This window comes from Bradyrhizobium sp. CCBAU 11386 (assembly GCF_028128955.1).
Classification (GTDB): Bacteria; Pseudomonadota; Alphaproteobacteria; order Rhizobiales; family Xanthobacteraceae; genus Bradyrhizobium.
Map to the genome: position 1 here is coordinate 1 of NZ_LBKA01000215.1, position 19,449 is coordinate 19,449.

A 19,449-nucleotide genomic window follows, 5' to 3' on the forward strand; every position below is an offset into this window, starting at 1 on the left:
GGCCGTCACCCGGGCTGGGCCATTCCTCACGGAACGGCACCATCATAAGCGCTCGCGCTAATACAAGGGTGGGCAAAGGCGCATTGCGCCGTGCCCACCATCGCGCCCCGAATGCAAAGGAAATGGTGGGCGCGCTCCGCTTCGCCCACCCTACGGCTCTACGATGTCTCAGCCCGCCGCAGGCAGCGCGCTGTCCGGCGGCGTACTCCACGGGCGCTCGGCTGACGCCAGCCCGATCAGGCGACCCTGGATGTAGTCGCAGCCCCAGTCGCGCAGCATGTTTGCGGCCTCGTCGTCCTGCACCCATTCCGCGACCGTCTTGATGTCGAGGCGGCGGGCGAGGTCGATCAGGGTGTGCACGAAAGCGCGATCGTCGGCGGAACGGGTGATGTTCTGCACGAAGGCGCCGTCGATCTTGACGATGTCGACGCCGAGCTTGCGCAAATTGCGGAACGAGGTGTAGCCGGCGCCGAAATCGTCGATGGCGATGCGGCTGCCGAAATTCTTCAGCCGGGTGACGAAGCCGCGGACATCGTCGATGTCCTGGATCGCGACCGTCTCGGTGATCTCGACGATCAGCCGCTCGGCGACCCCGGGATGGGCCAGCATCAGCGACTCAATTCCCGCCCACCAGTCCGGATCCATGGTGGTGTCGGGCGAGATGTTGAGGCTGAGACTGACATCGGGCGCGGCCGCGAGCTCGGCGACCACGAGCTCGAGCACGCGATGATCGACGAGGCGGATAAGGCCGAGCCGCTCGGCGACCGGCACGATGTCGGGCGCGAGCAGCACCTGGCCGTCGCCCTGGTCCATCCGCACCAGGCATTCATGGAATGCGCGCTCGCGCGAGACGGCCGAGACCACCGGCTCATAGGCGAGCTTGATGCGGCGCTCGTTCAGTGCGGTGACGATCTCGTCGGTGACGCGGATGTTGACGCGGCGCTGCGCGTCGCGCGTGGCATCCGGACGCCACGCCGCAAACGAGCCGGAGCGCCGGCGCTTTGCAGCGTCCAGCGTCTCATGGGCGCGGTTGACCGCCTCGTCCGTATTGCGGGCATAACGCGGCACGCTGACCGCGCCGATCGAGGCGGTGACCGAGACCGGACCGGATTTCGTCGGTACCACCTCGTCCCGGATACCGGCGAGGAAACGCTCGGCCGCGACGTTCATGTCGTCGGTGGTGCAGTTCTTCAGGATCAAACCGAACTTGTTGCCGGAGAAGCGCCCGAGCACGTCGCCGCCGCGCAGCCGCGCGCGAATGCGTTTGCCGACGTCGAGGATCACGGCATCCGCAACGTCGAAGCCGAAGGCGTCGTTGACGCGGGCGAGATGATCGATGCCGACCAGCATGAAGGCCGCGGTCGAGCGGAAGCGGGTCGTCTCCTCGATCGCCTCAGCCAGCGCCGCGATCAGATGGGAGCGGTTGAGCTCGCCAGTCAGCGGATCGAGCCGGGCCAGCCTGGTCAATTCCTCGTCGCGGGCGTGCCGCTCATTGTTGATGCGGACGGAGCCGATCGCGCGGACCGGGCGGCCGTCGGGGCCGGCGAACCAGCGGCCGGTCTCCTCGACCCAGACCACGGGATCGGAGGCGCTCATGCGCACGCCGTATTCGAGCCGGTAGGGCGTGCCGTCGGCGCCGTGCACGGCGGATGTCTGCGCCAGCGCGGCGGTGCGCAGCGACTGCGCGGGCTCGATCAGCTTGGCGAATTCGGTGCCGGTCGCGAGCCGCTCGGCGGGGATGCCGGGGAAGACGGCACTGAGCTGCTCACCCCAGACGATGACGTCGCTGGCGATGTCCCAGGCGAACACGGCCTGGCCGAGCGCGGCCAGGATGTCGGAGGCTTGCGGCAATGCGGGGGTCAATATCGCCTCGTTTCGGGACAGCGGGGAGTCCTGTGCCGGCACAGGATAGAGCCAGATTCGCCCCCAACCCTAGGCAAAGTTGATAAACAATTTGGAAACCATGTTTCGGGGCGGTGCGGAACCAAACCGGCCTGGCCGGCATAGGCCTTGCGAGTACATGACTCGCACCGGCGCCCGCGTCCCGAAACGCGACAATCTTCGCCGGATCAACGGTGATTGCGATGTTGAGTACCGATCGATCGGACTTGGCGGACTACGGCACAGGCTCGGCCCTGGTGCCGGTGCTGCCGACGTTACAGTGGGTTAACAAGGCGCCGATGCCTCGCCCCGATCCGAGCTTCGTCACCCAACTCATCGCCAATGCCGAGCATTTTCCCCAGGCCAGCCGGCTCCGCCGCGCCTCCTCTGAAGATGCGCGGATGGCCTATGGCAGCAAGCGCCCGCTCGGAAGCGTCAGCGCGCGCACGCGGCAGGTGGCTTGAGATCGATCAGCGCGGCGGCGCGTCGGGAGACGGCGTGCCGTTGCCGTTGCCCGGCTGCAAATGCGGCGAGGGGATTTCCGGCGAGGACGTGCCTTGCACCGGCTTCGGCGCCGGATGGTCCATCAGCACGGATTCGGCGACCGATTGCGCGGAGGGCGCGGGCGGCACCGGGGCTGCTTGCGGTACCGACACCGGCTCGAATTTGGGCTCGGACGCAACGTCATCCGCCGGCGCCTCGGCCTGGCGCTTGGCCTTGCGCGGCGCCGGCACCGTCGTCTCGGCGACATAGGTGACGCGGCGGCGCGCGCGCTGGGCGATGCCGCCGAGGAAATCGGCCATCGCGAGCAGCACCAGCAGGAAATAGGTGGAGTTGCCGAATTTGGGCCACATCACGAATTCGGCCGCGGCGGCGCCGAACAGGATCAGCGACAGCAAATGATCCATCAGGAATTTCGCGCCGGGCCGCGCGCCCTTGACCACTTCGAGCAGCAGCAGCACCACACCAAGCGCGAGCAGGAGATCTGCGAGCGTGACCGGCCAGGTCTCGCCCGTGATCATCGGCACCTTGAACAGCACGTCCGAGAAGGACACGCTGGGCATCAGGAAGGCGATGATGTTGTAGACCGCGAGCGGAATCAGAAGCAGCGGGAAACCGACCATCGGCAAAATGCCTTCTCGATCAAGATATCCGGACAGAACAACGCAGCGGCGAAGCATTCGCTCCGCCGCCGTCACCGTCATATCTCATGGGGTGGCCGAAATCAGGCAGGTCAAATCATCCCGCCTGAAGAAAAAGTCCTGACCTCAGGACTCTTTCTTCTTCAGGACCTGCCGGCCCTTGTACATGCCGGTCTTGAGGTCGAGATGATGCGGACGACGGAGCTCGCCGGAGTCCTTGTCTTCCACGTAGGTCGGCTTCTTGATGGCGTCTGCCGAGCGGCGCATGCCACGGCGCGACGGCGAGGTTTTTCTTCTCGGAACGGCCATTTCAATATCCTCTAGGGATTGGTGTTATCAGGGCATCGTCCGCGAGGGACGGCTCAGCACCCGCAATACGAGGCGAGCTGAATGCCGATCAAGGCCGCGCTTATAGAGGAAGGCTGGCCGCAAAGCTAGGCTCTTGGGCCGGAAAATGCGCCCGAAAAGGGCCCGAAATCAGCGATTTTCCCGCCAGCAGGTCGCAAGCGTCGAGGCCTGCGCCCTTGCCACATAGGTCCCGGCCAGCCGCCGGACACCCGGCCCGGGGTTCCTGGCGCTGCGTTTGACCGGATTCGGCAGGATCGAGGCCAGAAGTGCCGCCTCCCGTGAGGAGAGGCTGGCGGCCGATTTGCCGAAGGCATAGGCGCTGGCCGTCTCCACCCCAAACTGCCCCTGCGGACCGAGCTCGGCGATGTTGAGGTAAATTTCCAGGATCCGCGGCTTGGGCAGGACGAAATCGATCCACAACGCCAGCGGGAATTCCAGCGCCTTGCGGATGAAGTCCCGCCCCTGCCAGAGGAACAGGTTCTTCGCCACCTGCTGGGTGATGGTGGAGGCGCCGCGGAAGGCGGTGCCGTCCTCCTTCGCGTCGTCGATCGCCTCGCGCAGCGCGCCCCAGTCGATGCCATGATGCTTGCAGAAATGGGCGTCTTCGGCCGCCACCACCGAGCGCGGCAGGTAAGGCGACATCGCCGTGAGATCGATCCATTCCCGCTGCATCGGCGCGCCCCGCAAGCTTCGCCAGGCCATCAGCGTCGAAACGGGATGGCCGGTGCGGTAGAACGGCGCGATCACATAGGGCGCGAGAACTACGACCGCGAGCGCTAGCAGCAGGATTTTAACGATGCGCAAATCGACCTTTCCGGCGCAAAATGAAACGCGGCCACGGGCCCAGCCATTAAGTCTGTGATAATTCGGGTCTTTTCCAGCACTTTTTAGGCCTTCCAAACGATTGACTGAGACGGGCTCATAAAGGATTGTCCCGCCGAATTTTAGTTCTGGAGCCCTTCTTGATGACCGGCACGTCCCCGTCCGATTTCGCCAAACGTCTGGACAAGACCGCTGATGACACCGAGGCCCTGCTCGGGCGCCTCCTGGCGGACGACATCCTGCCCGATGAAATCGCCCGTCCCAAGCGACTGATGGACGCAATGCGCTATTCGAGCCTGAACGGCGGCAAGCGCCTGCGGCCGTTCCTGGTGGTCGAAAGCGCGGCCGTGTTCGGCGTGCCGCGCGAGGCGGCCCTGCTCGCCGGTGCGGCGCTCGAATGCATCCACTGCTACTCGCTGATTCACGACGACCTGCCGGCGATGGACAATTCGGACCTGCGCCGGGGCCGTCCCACCCTGCACAAGAAGACCGACGATGCGACCGCGATCCTCGCCGGCGACGGCCTGCTCACGCTCGCCTTCGACATCATCACCCGCGACGAGATCCATCGCGACGCCAATGTGCGGCTGCTCTTGACGCGCGCGCTGGCGCGCTGCGCCGGCATCGGCGGCATGGTCGGCGGCCAGATCCTCGATCTCGCCGGCGAAGGCCGCTTTGGCGGCAACGAGCCGATCGATGTCGCGCGCATCCAGCAGATGAAGACCGGCGCGCTGCTGCGTTACGGCTGCATCGCCGGCGCGCTCCTCGGCCAGGCCACGCAAAAGGAATATCAGGCGCTCGACGATTACGGCCGCGCGCTCGGCGAGGCCTTCCAGATCGCCGACGATCTGCTCGACGTCGAAGGCGATGCCGCCGCGCTCGGCAAACCCTCCGGCCAGGATGCTGCGCTCGGCAAGACCACCTTCGTCACCCAGCTCGGCATCGAAGGCGCCAAGCAGCGCGTGCGCGACCTGCTCGCGCGGGCCGACAGTGCAGTCTCGATCTTCGGCGATCGCGCCGCCGTGCTGCAAGCCGCCGCGCGGTTTGTCGCCGAGCGCAAGAACTGACAGTGCGATGACGGGCATCGACAAAGACGATCCCGTCCTCGCGCGCTTCCAAAATATGTCGCGGCCGATGCGCGTGATTTACGCGCGGCCGCGGACATTCATTTCACTCGGCTTCGGCATTCTGGTCTTTCTGTTGCTGCCCGGCTCGCTGCGGCTGGCGACGCGGCTCGTGCTCGGCTGGGACGCGCTGATCGCGGTCTATCTGGTGCTGGTCTACGTGATGATGCTGAACAACGACCACGAGCACATCCGCCGCAACGCAGCGATGCAGGACGACGGCCGCTTCGTGATCCTGCTGGTGACGGCGATCGGCGCGTTCGCGAGCATCGCGGCGATCGTCGCCGAGCTTGGCGCCCATCGCGGCGCCGCGGAGCTGACGATTGCGATCACCACCATCGCGCTGTCATGGGCCGCCGTGCACACCACCTTCGCGCTGCATTACGCCCACGACTATTACCGACACCCGCCGGGCGGGTTGCAGTTTCCGAGCGGCGACAAGGAAGACCACGCCGACTATTGGGACTTCGTCTATTTCTCGTTCGTGATCGGCATGACCGCGCAGGTCTCCGACGTCGGCATCACCGACAAGACCATCCGCCGCACGGCGACGGCGCACGGCATCGTGTCCTTCATCTACAACACGGCGTTGCTGGCGCTGACGGTGAACATCGCGGCAAGCGCGATTGCGACGTGATCCCCCGACATTGCCCCGGCTAAGCCGGACGATGTCGGGAAGCAGTAGCCTTCTCAGTTGCAGACCTCGGCATTGGCATCGACGTGAGGGCCGCCGCCACCGCGATATACGAGGTGGCAGCCGGGCCTGACCGGCCGGCAGAGGAGATCGTTGCAAAAAATCTGACCGCTGCCGCCCGAGGCGCGACCCGCGCGGGTCGCCGCAGATGCAGCGGCACCATAGCCGCCCGCCGCACCAGCAGCCGCGCCGCCGGACTGACGACCCTGCCGTGCGGGACGCTCATCGCCGTCGTCGCGCTTGGCCGTCGTCGGCTTGGCCGTTGCGGGCTTGGCGGCACGCTGCTTCTCGCACTCATTGTCGTCGTTGACCGCATAGCCGTCCCGACAGACGATCTTGCTGCATTTGTCGCCATCGGCCTTGAAGCCGTGCTCGCAGACCAGCGGGCAGACGCGCGACGGCTTCGACTTGACCGTATCGAGCGCATCGGTGCTCGCCACCTTCACGTCGAGCTTGGTGCCGGCGTAGCGGTTGAACTGCGACAACGACCGCTGCGAGGACGTATTCCAATTGCCGTCAGCCTGCCCGGAGAAGCAGCCGACGCGGCCGAGCTCGGTCTGCACCGAGCGGCTGAGATCGGCCGGCGTCGTCGCGGGCGTCAGTGACGCGACGTTGGTGCCGGCCGGGCTCGCCGTGCTGGCCGGCGCAGCGCCCGGGGCCGTGGCGGCAAGGTTGACGCGCTGCTGCTCGGCGGCGGCCGCCTGCTGCTGCGCCTGCTCCTTCGCCTTCTGGGCGGCAAGCTGCGCCTGCTCGGCGGCCTTTGCATCGGCCGCCGCCTTGGCCTGCGCATCCTTCTGCGCACCGAGGGCGGCAAGACGATCACGCTCGGCCTCGGCCTGCTTGGCCTTCTCGATCGCGGCCACATGGGCCTGCTCGGCGCCGATCTTCTCGAGCTGGAGCTTGGCGAGGCTGGAATAGAAGCCGTCGGGATGCTGGGCGAGGAAGGCGTCCCATGCCGCCCTGTTGCCGACCTGGAGCGCGAGCTCGTAATCGCGGCGGATGTCGGCCTGCGGGTTCGCCACGGGCGCCCCTGCAGCAGCAGCCGCCACCTTGACCGGCACCAGCGGGACGTCGTCGCCGCCGAGCGAGCCATAGACGAACGGCTCCTGCTTGTTGCCGGTCGACTTGAGCACGTCGTCGCGCACGAAGCCGAAGGCGCGGCGGACATCGAGGCCCGGCGTCGTCAGGTGCTTCGACAGCGCAACCGTAAACGGGCTGTTGGCGCCGTCGCCGTCCTGCGCCGTGAAGCCGGCCTTGGCCGAATAGGCAATCAGCGTGTTGGGACTGGTCGGCTCGACCTGGGCGAGGCCCCGGCCGATGCCGCGCGAGGCCACCGTGCGCTTCATGGTCCTGCCGAACGGATTGTCGCGGCAGGCATCCAGGATCACCAGGCGGAGCTGCTTGGCGGGTTCGACGGCGACCAGGACGCGGTCGAGCGAGAGTGCCTCGTCATAGACGTCGGTATCGCGCTCGAGCTTGGCGTCAACGGGGATCAGATAATTGGAGCCTTCGACCTCGATGCCGTGACCGGCGTAGTAGACCACGGCGATGTCGGCATCGCGGGTCGCGTCCGCGAAGTCGCGCAGCACGCGCCGCGTATCCAGGGCCGACAAATCGTGCCGGTAATCGACAGTGTCGAAACCGGCATCCTTCAGCGTCTTCGCCATCACCGAACCGTCATTGACAGGGTTGGTGAGTGACGGCGCATGCTGATAGGCCGAATTGGCCAGCACCAGTGCCACGCGCTTTCCGGCAAAAGCAGGTTCGGCGCCGAACAGCAGCGCGAGGGCGAGGAGAAGCGGGCAAAGTCTGAGCAAATTGCGCATGACACGACTTCCGAAAGTTCAGGGCCGTTCGAGCCCTTTGGGATCGTTCTAGCAGGCTCCAGCGCCGGTCCTTGTGATGGAGGTCACGAAGGCGGCGCCGACGACAGACCGGATGCCCCCTCTGGTTTGTCGCGCCAGCGCCGTCGCGGTTCGCTGAGGCGTAGGCTGGTTCCCTCATCCATCCCCGATGTGCCCCCGGTATTGCGGCAGATTGTCCGTAATCTCATGCCAGGGCGCCTTCGAGCCGACGAAAATATGGGCGCTCGGCCGGATCGAGGGGGCATCGACCAGGGTTCCCATGGCGACATGGACCCATTTTCCGTCGCGCACCCGGGAATAAAGCAGCGAGCCGCAACGGGCGCAGTGGGCATCATGGGTGGTGTCGTCCCCGAAAATGATCCGCTGGTCGTCCCCCTGGACGATGCGGAGCTTCTCTTGCGCAATGCCGGCGAACGGCTTGAAAGCGGAGCCGGTGGTGCGACGGCAGTTCGAACAGTGGCAGTTCATTGCGTAAGAGAATTGGTCCGCTACCTCGTAGCGCACGGCGCGGCAGTAGCATTCGCCGGTGAGGATACGAGCGTTCGAGTTTTCTGATCCGGTCATGGCAAGGCCTGCGCGCAATTGGCTGACACACCCATAGCGCATTTTAGTGCGTACGACTAAATTCCCGCCAAGCCATCATTCAAAGGGATGACCCATGAGCCAGAATCGTTCGAGCGTCGAAGCCGTCGTGCAAAGCTATTTTGACGGGCTCTACGAGGGCGACGCCGAAAAGCTCGGCGCCATCTTCCATCCCTCCGCCGACCTTCGCTGGGTCGAGAAGGGTGAGTTACAGGTACTGACCGTGCCTGATTGGCTCGACCGCGTGCGCAAGCGTCCCTCCGGCAAGGCCGAAGGCAAGCCGCGCGAGGATTTCATCGTCACCATCGACCGTTCGGACGACAAGACCGCCTTCATCAAGGTCCGGTGCCAGCTGCCGCCCCGTTTTTTCACCGACTACCTGGTGGCGATGAAGCTCGCCGACGGCTGGCAGATCGTGTCGAAATCGTACCGGTATGACCTGAGGGAGTGAGATCTCGAGCTTTCGCTGCCCGAAATCGGGCGCACTCGCCCGCCATTCTCCGTCATTGCTTCGCTGCGCTCGCAATGACGACGCCGATAACGCGTACGTTGCATCTCCCGCCCCCATCTCGTCCGTAGGTCCCCCATGCATCTCGACCGCCGCTCCCTGCTTGCCTCGCTGTGCTGGATGGCCGCTTCTCCCGCGCTTGCCGCCGACGCGCCGCCTGAGCTCAAAGCCTATGAGCGCGAAAGCGGCGGACGGATCGGGGTCTATGCGGAGAACCTTGCGACTGGCGCGAAGATCGCCTGGCGCGCCGACGAGCGGTTCGTCATGTGCTCGACGTTCAAGGCCTCGCTTGCGGCCTGCGTGCTGGCGCGAGTCGATCGCGGCCAGGAGCAACTCGCGGCCATGATCCCTTACGGCCAGGCCGACCTGCTGAGCTACGCGCCTGTTGCCAAGCAAAATCTCGCGGCCGGCAAGATGTCGGTCGCCGAGATGTGCAAGGCGATCGTCGAGCTCAGCGACAACACCTGCGCCAATCTGCTGCTGGCGCGGATCGGCGGGCCGGCCGCCCTCACCGCTTTCTGGCGATCGCTTGGCGACACCACCTCACGGATCGACCACAACGAGCCTGAGGTCAACCGCTCCCCGCCCGGCGATCCCCATGACACCACGACGCCGGCGGCGATGGCCGGCAATCTGCGGCGGCTGGTGACCGGGGAGGCGCTGTCGCCGGCATCGCGTGCCCAGCTCACCGACTGGATGGTGGGCTGCAAGACCGGTGCGAACCGGCTGCGCGGCGGTCTGCCGGCGAGCTGGACCATCGGAGACAAGACCGGCAACAACGGCAAGGACGCATCGGGCGATATCGCGGTCGCCTGGCCCAAGCCGGATATTAAGTCCGATATCAAGTCCGACACCAAGTCCGATGCGCCGATCCTGATCGCGGCCTATACCCAGGGCGGCACGCCGAGCGCGGCGCAGATCGAGGCTGTGTTCGCGCGGATCGGGCGGATGGTGACCGAACGGCTGGCGTGAGCCCGCCGCATTGACCTTGCGGCCGCTTCCGGGTGAAGACTGATCATCATGGAAGCGAAGTTTCAGACCTTTCTCATCCTGCTTGCCGTGCTGGCGGGTGTGGCGCTGGCCGCACGCCGCTTCAACGTGGCACCCGCCATTCTCCTGATGCTGGCCGGCGTCGGCCTCGCCTTCGTGCCGGGCATGCCGCCGGTCGAGCTGCCGCCGCAGCTGGTGTTGCTGATGGTGCTGCCGCCACTGATCTACTCGGCCAGCGTCGCCATGAGCTGGCGCGAGTTCCGAAAGAATCTGCGCCCGATCGTGCTGCTCGCGGTGGGCGCGGTGATCTTCACCGCGGCGATGGTGGCGGCCGCCACACACTATTTGATCGGCCTGCCCTGGACGATCGGCTTCCTGCTCGGGGCCATCGTGGCGCCGCCCGACGTGGTGGCGCCGCTGGCGATCGCGCGCCGGCTGCACATGCCACGCCGGATCCTGGTCGTGCTCGAGGGCGAAGGCCTCGTCAACGACGCCACCGCACTGATCCTCTACCGTTTTGCGGTGGCCGCGATCATGGTCGGGCATCTCTCGCTGCCGCTGGCGGCCGGCGAGTTTGCCCTCATCGTCGCCGGCGAGATCGCCTTCGGCATCGGCGTCGGCTGGCTCTCGCTGCGCTTCCGCAAATGGGCGAGGGATCAGCAGGTCGAGCTCACTCTGTCGCTGATCACGCCTTACGTCTCCTACTGGCTGCCCGAGCATGTCGGCGGCTCCGGCGTGATCGCCACCGTGGCCTGCGGGCTCTATGTGAGCTGGAACGGCCCGCTTCTGATCTCCTCGGCGACGCGCCTGCAAGGCATCTTCTTCTGGGACCTCATCATCTACCTGATCGAGGGCCTTCTGTTCCTGCTCACCGGCTTCCAGATGCGCGCGCTCTACGAGAAGTCGAAGGCGTTTCCGCTCGACGACATCATGATTGCGACCGCCGTCGTCATGGTCGTCATCGTCCTCGCGCGCTTCGCCTGGCTCTATCCCGCCACCTATCTGCCGCGGATTCTGAGCAAATCGCTACGCGAGCGCGATCCGTCGCCGCCCTGGCAATGGGCGTTCACGCTCGCCTTCACCGGCGTGCGCGGCGCGGTGTCGCTCGCAGCCGCGCTGGCGTTGCCGTTCACGCTGCCGGGCGGCGAGGCCTTCCCGTTTCGCGACCTAATCCTGTTCGTCGCCTTCGGCGTCATCTTCATCACGCTGATCGGCGTCGGCCTGACGCTGCCGCCGGTGGTGCGCTGGCTCGGCATCGCCGAGGCCGGCCGCCACGAGCATGTCAGCGAGCATGAGGCCGAGATCACGGCGCGGCGCCAGGCGCTCGACGCCGCACTGAAGTCGCTCGACGCTCTGGCCGAGGGAAAGGAGGTCTCGGATGAGGTGATGAGGCTTCTGCGCGCCCGCCACGAGATCCGCGCCAACCAGCTTCCTGATTCCCTCGATCCCGCGCACCACGACGTCTCCGCCGCCGGCACCGCACTGACCCGCGAACTGATCGTCGCCGAACGCAAATTCATCCACGACCTCCTGCGCGACGGCCAGATCACCGACGAGACGCGGCGCCGGATCGAGCGCGATCTGGATCTGGAGGAGGCGAGTCTGGCGAACCGGGAGTATCGGGGCGTGCCGCTGTAGGCACACTGTCGTCCCGGACAAGCGAAGCGCAGATCCGGGACCCATAACCACAGGCAGTGGTTTGACGAAGACTCGTGGTTGTCGGCATCGCGCCACAACTGCTCCCTGGGGTTATGGGTCCCGGCGTTCGCCGGGACGACGGCGGAGGATTGGTCAGCGTCATTACGCTCGCAATGACGCTTGCTGAACCGGCTGCGCAAGCTACCGCCTCGCGCAAAACTCCCCCATCGCCGCCGCGACGGCTCCCGCGATCAGCTCCTGCCGCTCCAGGGAGTTCATCGCCATTTCCTCGTCGCGGTTGATGATCGAGCCGGCTTCGAGCAGCACCGCGGCGCTGTTCGTTCGCGACAGAACGACGAGCCCGTCATAGCGATAGACACCGAGATCCTTGTCAAGCAATTGGCGCCGGTAGCGGCCCATCACCGGCAATGTGTATTGGCTGGCATAGTGCAGGCCCTGCTCTTTCAACTGCCGGCCGATCATCCGGGCCAGCAACAGGCTGGTGGCAAAGTGCGAATTGCGTTCGGATACGAACAGCGAATGGCCTGAAAACCGATCGCTGAAATAGCTCATCGCGCCGTCGAATTCCCAGGCCTCGAGCAGCTTGTCCGGCACCGAGTCGTGATGGATCGACAGCAGGAGATCGGCCCGGCCGTCATTCGCGGCACTGACGCGCTTGAATAGGCTCGGCCGCGCCTTGCCGTCCGTGACGAGCAGGCGGGTTGCGGCAAAGCCTTGGTCTCTGAGTTTCGCCGTGATCAGCTTTCCGAGCCGGAAGTTGAAGCCGAATTCCGGATCATTGCGCGCGCTCAGCGCGCCGTAGGAATCCGGGGTGTGCCCGACATCCACGACGATCCGGAATTTCGGCATCTCACATTTGGCCGATGACGCCGGCGGCTTCGGCTTGGACTTGGGCCCGAGCTTCGCCATCGTTCGCGCGGCGGCGGCATGTCCGCGCTCAACAGGGGCCAGCGGCGACAACAGGGTCGACGCGACCAATCCGGCGATGATGCTGCGCAATTGCCTCAAGCGCTACTCCGCTGCCGCGACCTTGGGACGGCCGACGAACTTGTTTTGGGCAGACTGGCGCAGAGCGCCGCTATCGTCAACGCGATCGCCGCCATTCCCGTCCGCGACCGCTGCTGCTCCGCAGGCGACCGGCGGGAGAGGACAGATCAATCCAGACGGGCTAATATCCAGTCATGCATCCTTCACCCGGGACCGTGACCAATGCCTTTGGAGATGAAGAAAGACCGCCTGGTCAAGACGTGGGACGAACTGCACACTGTGCTGTACGGAATCAAGATCGACCGTCACAATCGATATCGTTCTGACTTCGTCTATCGCGGCGTCGGCGACAGGAATTGGCATCTGGACACGAGTCTGCAGCGGCTTGGCAGCCACTACGACACGGTCGAGGGCCCGCTGCTGCGGAACTTCCTGAAATATGCCGGACCTGACGAAGTCGATTCGGATGCCTTGCTGTATCGGCTCGCCCTCGCGCAGCATCACGGACTTCCGACACGTGTGCTCGACTGGACGACATCGCCAAAGGTCGCGGCCCACTTCGCCACATGGGAAGAGGCGCATTTCGAAAAGGATGCGGCGATCTGGTGCGTGGACGTCGTGCAGGCGCGCGAACTCCTGCCGAAAAACCTGCGCAACAAACTGCATGTCGAGAAGGCTTTTCTGTTTTCAGTGGAGATGCTCGACGAATACAAGCGCCTCTCCGAGTTCGACGATCTTGGCGGCGAATTTGCCTTGTTCTTCGAGCCTCCATCGCTTGACGGGCGCATCGTCAACCAGGCCGCGATCCTCTCCATCATGCCCGGCGCGGGCCTCGACATGAAGAAATTCCTCGAAAAGCACGACTATCTGTACGAACGCATCATCATTCCCGCGAAGCTGAAATGGGAGCTGCGCGACAAGCTCGACCAGGACAACGTCACGGAACGGATGTTGTTTCCGGGCCTTGATGGCACCTCCCGCTGGCTGAAGCGCTACTATGGCGCCGGCCCCAACGGCCCGGACGCCCGCGTCAATGTCAATGCGGATCCGAACGCACCGAGTGTTGCCGGAAATTCGCCAACCGTTTGACAGCGCATCTCACACCGGCCGCTCCCCCTTCACCGTCACCCGCGTGCCCGAGCGCGTATGCGGCCAGTAGTCCCACATCGCGCGGTGCTGGGTGCAGCGGTTGTCCCAGAAGGCGATGGCGTTCTCGGTCCAGCGGAAGCGGCACTGGAACAGCGGGTTCTCGGCGTGCTGGTAGAGATAGGCGAGCATCGCGTCGCTCTCGTCGCGCGGGATACCGTTGATGTGGCGGGTGAAGCCGCGGTTGACGTAGAGCGCCTTCCTGCCGGTGACCGGATGCGTGCGCACCACCGGATGCTCCGCATTCGGATAGGACGGACGATCGGCGACACCATAGTTGGCATAGAGGCCGCGATAGATCGGCTCGCCATCATGCAGTGCGGTCAGGCCGTCGAGATAGGCCTTCATGCGATCCGACAGCGCCTCATAGGCCGCATACATGTTGGCGAACAGCGTGTCGCCGCCGCGCGGCGGGCACTGCTTGATGTAGAGGATCGAGCCCATCGGCGGCTCGAGATCGCAGGACACGTCGGAGTGCCAGCCCTCGCCATTGGCGCGGGGCGAGTTTTTGTCGGCATAGATCTTCATCAGCGCCGGGTCTTGGTCCTCATGCGGCGCGGCGGGATGAAAATGCAGCTCGCCGAACTTGCGGCCGAAGGCGAGATGCTGCTGTGGCGTGATGTGCTGGTCGCGGAAGAAGATGACGAGGTTTTCCGCGAGCGCGCGATGAACCTCGTCCATTTGCCGGTTGGAACGGCCATCGCCATCGACGAGCTTGCCGATGTCGACGCCGGATATTTCAGCACCGATGATCGGTGTGAGCTTTTCGACCGCGATAGTTTCGTAAGGCGCGCCGTCTTCCGCCATGTGGCGGTAGCGCGGACCCTGCTTGCCGGCGAGTGAGCTCATGGCGTGTCTCCCGATCGTTTTGATTGGAGACATCGTAGCGTGCGGTAACAGATACGCAATCTGCGCTGCAAACACAGCCGTCGTCCCGGACAAGCGCAAGCGCAGATCCGGGATCCATAACCACAGGATGAGGCTTGGTGAAGACTTGGAGTGACAGCCTGCCGTAACCACACAGTCCTGTGGTTATGGGTCCCGGATCGGCGCGCACTTTTGGGCGCGCTTGTCCGGGACGACGGGGATGTATGGGCGCGAGCGGAGTACGACTACTCCGCCGCGGTCACCGGCACCTTGGCGCCCTGGCCGTAGCGCTGGTCGATGTAGTCGATCACCAGCGCCTTGAAGTCGGCGGAGATGGTCGGGCCGCGCAGCGTGCGGAACTTCTTGCCGTCGACGAAAACAGGCGCGGCCGGCGCTTCACCGGTGCCGGGGAGCGAGATGCCGATATTGGCGTGCTTGGATTCGCCGGGGCCGTTGACGATGCAGCCCATCACCGCGACGTTGAGCTCTTCCACACCCGGATATTTCGTCTTCCAGGCCGGCATCTCGTCGCGGATGAAATCCTGGATCGAGCGCGCCAGCTCCTGGAACGTGGTCGAGGTGGTGCGGCCGCAGCCGGGGCAGGCCGCGACCAGCGGCACGAAGGTTCGGAAGCCCATGGTCTGCAGGAGCTCCTGGCCGACCTGCACCTCACGGGTACGGTCGCCGCCGGGCTCCGGCGTCAGCGAAATGCGGATGGTGTCGCCGATGCCCTGCTGTAGCAGGATGCCGAGCGCGGCCGAGGAGGCGACGATGCCCTTCGTGCCCATGCCGGCCTCGGTGAGACCGAGATGGATGGCGTAGTCGGAGCGCGACGCGAGATCCTGGTAGACCGCGATCAGATCCTGCACCGCCGAGACCTTTGCGGAGAGGATGATGCGGTCCTTGGGCATGCCGAGCTCTTCGGCGCGCGCGGCCGAGAGCAGCGCCGACTGCACCATCGCCTCGCGCGTCACCGCGCGCACGTCGCGCGGATTGGCGGACGCGGCATTCTCGTCCATCAGCTTGGTCAGCAGCTCCTGGTCGAGCGAACCCCAATTGGCGCCGATGCGCACCGGCTTGCTGTTCTTATTCGCGATCTCGATGATGTCGGCGAACTGGGTGTCGCGCTTGTCCTTGAAGCCGACATTGCCGGGATTGATGCGGTACTTGGCGAGCGCCTCGGCGCAGGCCGGATAGGCCGCGAGCAGCTTGTGGCCGATATAATGGAAGTCGCCGATCAAGGGCGTGGTGATGCCGCGCTTGGCGAGGCCGTCACGGATGTGCGGGACGGCGGCCGCGGCCTCCTCGCGATCCACGGTGATGCGGACCATTTCGGAGCCGGCGCGCGCGAGCGCTGCGACCTGGGCGATGGTGCCGTCGATATCGGCGGTGTCGGTGTTGGTCATCGACTGCACGACGATCGGCGCACCGCCGCCGACGGCGACGTCTCCGACCTTGACCTGGGTGGTCCGGTGCCGGGGCGCGGGGCCCGCGATGTCTGAATCGATGGTGTTTTCGAGCTTGTTCATGGGGTCCAAATATCAGGTTTTGGTGACGTTCAGCAATGCATCGCGCGGCGCCGCAGCACTTTGGCTGGGACGGTTAACCAGAAAAAGCCCAGCAATTACAAGGACCGCGGCGGCCCCGAATGTCAGGCTCAAGGTGTCGTGCATGATGAAATAGCTACCCACCACGCCAAACAAAGGGGTGATGAAGGTAAAAGCGGACAATTTGCTGGCCGAATAGGCCTTCACCAGCGCGAACCAAAGCGTGAACGTGGTTCCCACCACCCAGATCGCCTGGAAGGCCATCAGGGCGAGGGACAGCGGCGCCGGCGCGTGGCTGATGGATTCGCCGAACAGCCAGGCCGCCAGGCCCAGGATCGGGATCGAGGTCGCAACCTGGTAGCCCAGCGCCTTCTCCGGCGCGGCAAAGCGCAGCCGCGTGCCCTTGGCGACCAGCGTGGTGGCCGCCCACAGCGCGGCACCGCCGACGATCATGAGGTCGCCGAGCAGTACCTTGGCATCGACATCCGGCTGCGGCACGCCAATGGCGAGCGCGACGCCGGCAAAGCTCACCGCGAGTCCCAGCCATTGCGTGCCGCCGAGCCGTTCGCCGAGCACCTGGTAGGAGCCGAGCGCGACGAAGAACGGTGCGGTGTAAAGAAAGACCACGGCGCGGGACGCCGGCGTGAGGCGCAGGCCCTGGAAGATCAGCACGAACTCGATGCCGAACATCAGCCCGGCGATCAGGCCGGGCTTCCACGTCCCGTCCTTCTCGAAGAATTTAACGCCACGTAAGCTGCCGATGATGAACAGCACCGGCAGCGCGCCCATCGAGCGGATCATCGCCTGGAGCATCGGCGGGATGTCCGGCAGCACCAGCTTCACCGCGATCTGGTTGAACCCCCAGGTCAGGCACAGCATCAGCATCAGGGCGATGGCGCCGGCACTGAGGGGGCGACCGGCGGACGGAATGGCTTCAGGTGAGGACATTTCTTCCCGATATCGGCTTTGCGCCGTTGTTGCTTTATGCAGTTTTCTGACAATGGGTGCAGATGCCCGTGATCTCCACCACAGACAATTTGGGGGCAAAGCCTGAGCTGCGCGCGGCGGCGTTGATATCCTTGGCGAAGGACGCTGACGGGATCTCGCCGACCAGACCGCAGCGCTCGCAGATCAGGAACGCCACCGCCGAGGTCGCATCGTGGTCGTGGGCGGCGCAGGCGAGATAGGCGTTGCGGCTTTCGATGCGGTGCACGAGGCCGTTGGCCATCAAGAAATCGAGAGCACGGTAGACCGTGATCGGGGCCGGCCGCGGCATCGACTTGGCGAGCTCGTCGATCACCTCATAGGCGCCGAGCGGGCGGTGGCTGGAGAGCAGCGCCCCGAGCACCTGGCGGCGAATCGGCGTGAATTTCTGCGCGCGCTGCTCGCAGACCTCCTCGGCATGCGCCAGCGCGTCCGCAGTGCAGCGGCCGTGATCGTGGTCGGGCGCGGGAAATGCCGGCTTTGCGAGGGTCATTGCCGTGCGTTCTAGCATTTCGGCTGGGGAACCCAAAGGCCGGGCCACGCGCGGCTGTCAGCCATGCTTTTCCAGCGGGACAGCGTCGCATTAACCCGCCATGAAATAATCATAAGCTTGCTTATAGTATCTCAAGCTTATTGGAGACCAAGCTCATGAGCCGCGGGCCCGTGGACCAGAACTTCCTGTTTACGCTCGCCGAGCTCTATCGCCTGCTGCGCGTCTACGCCGACAAGGAGGCGTCGCGCTTCGGCATCACCCGCGCGCAATGGGCGGTGCTGGCCAAGGTCGAGCGCAGCGAGGGCATGAAGCAGTCGGAACTCGCCGAGCTCCTCGAGGTGCAGCCGATCACGCTGACGCGCCTGATCGACAAGCTCTGCGACAATGATTGGCTCGAGCGCCGCAATGACGCCTCGGACCGCCGCGTCAAACGCCTCTACCTGAGGAAGGCCGGCCGGCAATTGCTCGGCAAGATGAGCGGGCTCAGGTCCGAAATCACCGCCAACGCGCTCGACGGTATAAATCCGGCGGATGCCCATCGTCTCCTCACCCAACTCGAAGCAATCAAGGAAAACGTGCGTACCGCGATCCAGACATCCGGAGCGGAACAAGCACGTAAGGAGCAGCGCTATGGCTGATCAAGTCATCAAGTTCCAGCCCGAGCAGAAGATCGACAGCGGCAAGCCCACCAAGAAAGCCGGCACCGATCCCCGCCGCCGCATCATCGCAGGCCTGCGGCGCTATCGCCGCTTCCTGCTGATGGTCGTGCTGCCGATCGTCGTCGCCATTGGCGGCTTGACCTTCTATCTGAATGGCGGCCGCTATGTCGGTACCGATGACGCCTATGTCGGCGCGCAGAAGGTGCTGGTGACGCCCGACATCTCCGGCAAGATCGAGAAGGTCGTGGTGAGGGAAGGTCAGCTCGTCAAGCAGGGCGATGAGCTGTTCGAGATCGATCCCGTGCCGTTCCGCCTCGCCGTGGACGAGGCCAGGGCGCAGCTCGCGCAGGCGCAGTCGACCTACGACAATCTCCGCGCCAACATCAAGATCTACGGCGACATGCTTAATCTCGCCCAGCAGGGCATCGACCTCAAGCAGCGCGACGTCGAGCGCAAGCAGGCGCTGGTCAAGAACAGCTACGGCTCGCAGCTCGACCTCGACAACGCCGCGAACGCGCTGGTCACATCAGGCTCGATCGCGCAATACGTCAAGCAGCAGATCTCGGCGGCCAAGACGCAGCTGCTCGGCGATACCGACCTGCCGCTGGAGAAATTCCCGCCCTACGCGCAGGCCAAGTCCAAGCTCGACAACGCCGAGCGCAATCTTGATCACGCCGTGGTGCGCGCGCCGATGGGCGGCGTCGCGACGCAGGTCGAGCAGATTCAGCTCGGCCGCTACGTCACGGCCGGCACGCCGGTGTTCTCCATCATCGACGTCGCCCATCCCTGGGTCGACGCCAATCCGAAGGAGAGCGACCTCACCTACGTCACCGAAGGCCAGCCTGTCACCCTCGAGGTCGACGCGTTCCCGAACCACGTCTTCAAGGGGAAGATCGGCTCGCTCTCGCCGGGCACCGGCGCGCAATTCGCGATCCTGCCGCCGCAGAACGCCACCGGCAATTTCGTCAAGGTGGTGCAGCGCGTGCCGATCCGCATCTATTTCGACGAGACCGACAAATACGTGCGGAAGCTGAAGGCCGGCATGAGCGTCTACGCCACCATCGACACCGGACATCGGCGCTCGCTCGCCGGCCTGCTCGGCCTGTCGGCGACCGCGGGCCAGGACAAAGACTAAGCCAAAGACCAAGACA

The 19,449-nt window shown here is 65.1% G+C and carries 20 protein-coding genes; 9 read left to right on the forward strand and 11 right to left on the reverse strand.

The features are described 5' to 3' along the window. Window positions 1–168: 168 nt before the first annotated feature. Window positions 169–1,863 carry a bifunctional diguanylate cyclase/phosphodiesterase gene (locus XI09_RS17570; protein ID WP_271567941.1) on the reverse strand — a complete coding sequence of 565 codons (1,695 nt, stop codon included), beginning with the start codon at window positions 1,861–1,863 and terminating at the stop codon, window positions 169–171. Window positions 1,864–2,084: 221 nt separating this feature from the next. Here XI09_RS17570 and XI09_RS17575 point away from each other — a divergent pair, with 221 nt between their 5' ends. After that, entirely contained in the window at window positions 2,085–2,345 is a 261-nt protein-coding gene (locus XI09_RS17575) for a hypothetical protein (protein WP_271567942.1), read from the forward strand. A 6-nt stretch (window positions 2,346–2,351) separates the two neighbouring features. On the opposite strand, the gene XI09_RS17580 is transcribed toward XI09_RS17575, so the two are convergent. The 3 genes from XI09_RS17580 to mtgA form a co-directional block, all read right to left on the reverse strand. Continuing rightward, window positions 2,352–3,005 (reverse strand): hypothetical protein, encoded by a 654-nt coding sequence (locus XI09_RS17580; RefSeq protein WP_271567943.1) that lies wholly within the window; start codon window positions 3,003–3,005, stop codon window positions 2,352–2,354. Window positions 3,006–3,149: 144 nt separating this feature from the next. Further along, window positions 3,150–3,332, reverse strand: a complete 183-nt coding sequence (gene rpmF / locus XI09_RS17585; protein ID WP_007598106.1) for a 50S ribosomal protein L32 — start codon at window positions 3,330–3,332, stop codon at window positions 3,150–3,152. Window positions 3,333–3,500: 168 nt separating this feature from the next. Further along, a complete protein-coding gene (gene mtgA, locus XI09_RS17590) occupies window positions 3,501–4,175 on the reverse strand; it encodes a monofunctional biosynthetic peptidoglycan transglycosylase (RefSeq protein WP_271567944.1) in 675 nt (224 codons plus the stop codon). A 161-nt stretch (window positions 4,176–4,336) separates the two neighbouring features. On the opposite strand from mtgA, the gene XI09_RS17595 reads away from it, so the two are divergent. Beyond that, entirely contained in the window at window positions 4,337–5,260 is a 924-nt protein-coding gene (locus XI09_RS17595) for a polyprenyl synthetase family protein (RefSeq protein ID WP_271567945.1), read from the forward strand. 7 nt (window positions 5,261–5,267) lie between these two features. Further along, a complete protein-coding gene (locus XI09_RS17600; protein ID WP_271567946.1) occupies window positions 5,268–5,954 on the forward strand; it encodes a DUF1345 domain-containing protein in 687 nt (228 codons plus the stop codon). Between the two features lie 53 nt (window positions 5,955–6,007). Here the strand turns inward: XI09_RS17600 and XI09_RS17605 are convergent, their stop codons facing one another. Then, window positions 6,008–7,837: a caspase family protein gene (locus tag XI09_RS17605; protein WP_271567947.1), complete on the reverse strand. Its 1,830-nt coding sequence runs from the start codon at window positions 7,835–7,837 to the stop codon at window positions 6,008–6,010. Between the two features lie 174 nt (window positions 7,838–8,011). Continuing rightward, window positions 8,012–8,440 carry a GFA family protein gene (locus tag XI09_RS17610; RefSeq protein ID WP_271567948.1) on the reverse strand — a complete coding sequence of 143 codons (429 nt, stop codon included), beginning with the start codon at window positions 8,438–8,440 and terminating at the stop codon, window positions 8,012–8,014. Between the two features lie 94 nt (window positions 8,441–8,534). Between XI09_RS17610 and XI09_RS17615 the strand changes: the two genes are divergently transcribed. The 3 genes from XI09_RS17615 to XI09_RS17625 all read left to right on the forward strand — a co-directional run bounded on the left by XI09_RS17615 (window position 8,535) and on the right by XI09_RS17625 (window position 11,594). Continuing rightward, window positions 8,535–8,909, forward strand: a complete 375-nt coding sequence (locus tag XI09_RS17615) for a nuclear transport factor 2 family protein (protein WP_007598116.1) — start codon at window positions 8,535–8,537, stop codon at window positions 8,907–8,909. Between the two features lie 135 nt (window positions 8,910–9,044). After that, a complete protein-coding gene (bla, locus tag XI09_RS17620; RefSeq protein ID WP_271567949.1) occupies window positions 9,045–9,938 on the forward strand; it encodes a class A beta-lactamase in 894 nt (297 codons plus the stop codon). Window positions 9,939–9,986: 48 nt separating this feature from the next. Then, the gene (locus XI09_RS17625) at window positions 9,987–11,594 is read left to right on the forward strand and encodes a Na+/H+ antiporter (RefSeq protein ID WP_271567950.1); all 1,608 of its coding nucleotides are present in this window, start codon (window positions 9,987–9,989) and stop codon (window positions 11,592–11,594) included. Window positions 11,595–11,795: 201 nt separating this feature from the next. On the opposite strand, the gene XI09_RS17630 is transcribed toward XI09_RS17625, so the two are convergent. Next, on the reverse strand, window positions 11,796–12,623 hold the full coding sequence (locus XI09_RS17630) for an N-acetylmuramoyl-L-alanine amidase (RefSeq protein ID WP_271567951.1): 828 nt from the start codon (window positions 12,621–12,623) through the stop codon (window positions 11,796–11,798). A 201-nt stretch (window positions 12,624–12,824) separates the two neighbouring features. On the opposite strand from XI09_RS17630, the gene XI09_RS17635 reads away from it, so the two are divergent. Then, on the forward strand, window positions 12,825–13,691 hold the full coding sequence (locus XI09_RS17635; protein WP_271567952.1) for an FRG domain-containing protein: 867 nt from the start codon (window positions 12,825–12,827) through the stop codon (window positions 13,689–13,691). A 9-nt stretch (window positions 13,692–13,700) separates the two neighbouring features. On the opposite strand, the gene XI09_RS17640 is transcribed toward XI09_RS17635, so the two are convergent. The 4 genes from XI09_RS17640 to XI09_RS17655 all read right to left on the reverse strand — a co-directional run bounded on the left by XI09_RS17640 (window position 13,701) and on the right by XI09_RS17655 (window position 17,639). Beyond that, entirely contained in the window at window positions 13,701–14,597 is an 897-nt protein-coding gene (locus XI09_RS17640; RefSeq protein WP_271567953.1) for a TauD/TfdA dioxygenase family protein, read from the reverse strand. A 263-nt stretch (window positions 14,598–14,860) separates the two neighbouring features. Beyond that, entirely contained in the window at window positions 14,861–16,144 is a 1,284-nt protein-coding gene (ispG, locus tag XI09_RS17645; protein ID WP_271567954.1) for a flavodoxin-dependent (E)-4-hydroxy-3-methylbut-2-enyl-diphosphate synthase, read from the reverse strand. A 12-nt stretch (window positions 16,145–16,156) separates the two neighbouring features. Continuing rightward, entirely contained in the window at window positions 16,157–17,110 is a 954-nt protein-coding gene (locus XI09_RS17650) for a DMT family transporter (RefSeq protein ID WP_271567955.1), read from the reverse strand. Window positions 17,111–17,144: 34 nt separating this feature from the next. Next, window positions 17,145–17,639, reverse strand: a complete 495-nt coding sequence (locus XI09_RS17655) for a Fur family transcriptional regulator (protein WP_271567956.1) — start codon at window positions 17,637–17,639, stop codon at window positions 17,145–17,147. A 155-nt stretch (window positions 17,640–17,794) separates the two neighbouring features. On the opposite strand from XI09_RS17655, the gene XI09_RS17660 reads away from it, so the two are divergent. Together XI09_RS17660 and XI09_RS17665 are read left to right on the forward strand one after the other, a co-directional pair. Continuing rightward, on the forward strand, window positions 17,795–18,277 hold the full coding sequence (locus XI09_RS17660; RefSeq protein ID WP_271567957.1) for a MarR family winged helix-turn-helix transcriptional regulator: 483 nt from the start codon (window positions 17,795–17,797) through the stop codon (window positions 18,275–18,277). Continuing rightward, window positions 18,270–19,433 carry an HlyD family secretion protein gene (locus tag XI09_RS17665; RefSeq protein WP_271567958.1) on the forward strand — a complete coding sequence of 388 codons (1,164 nt, stop codon included), beginning with the start codon at window positions 18,270–18,272 and terminating at the stop codon, window positions 19,431–19,433. Before XI09_RS17660 ends, XI09_RS17665 begins: the two co-directional genes overlap by 8 nt. Window positions 19,434–19,449: the final 16 nt, after the last annotated feature.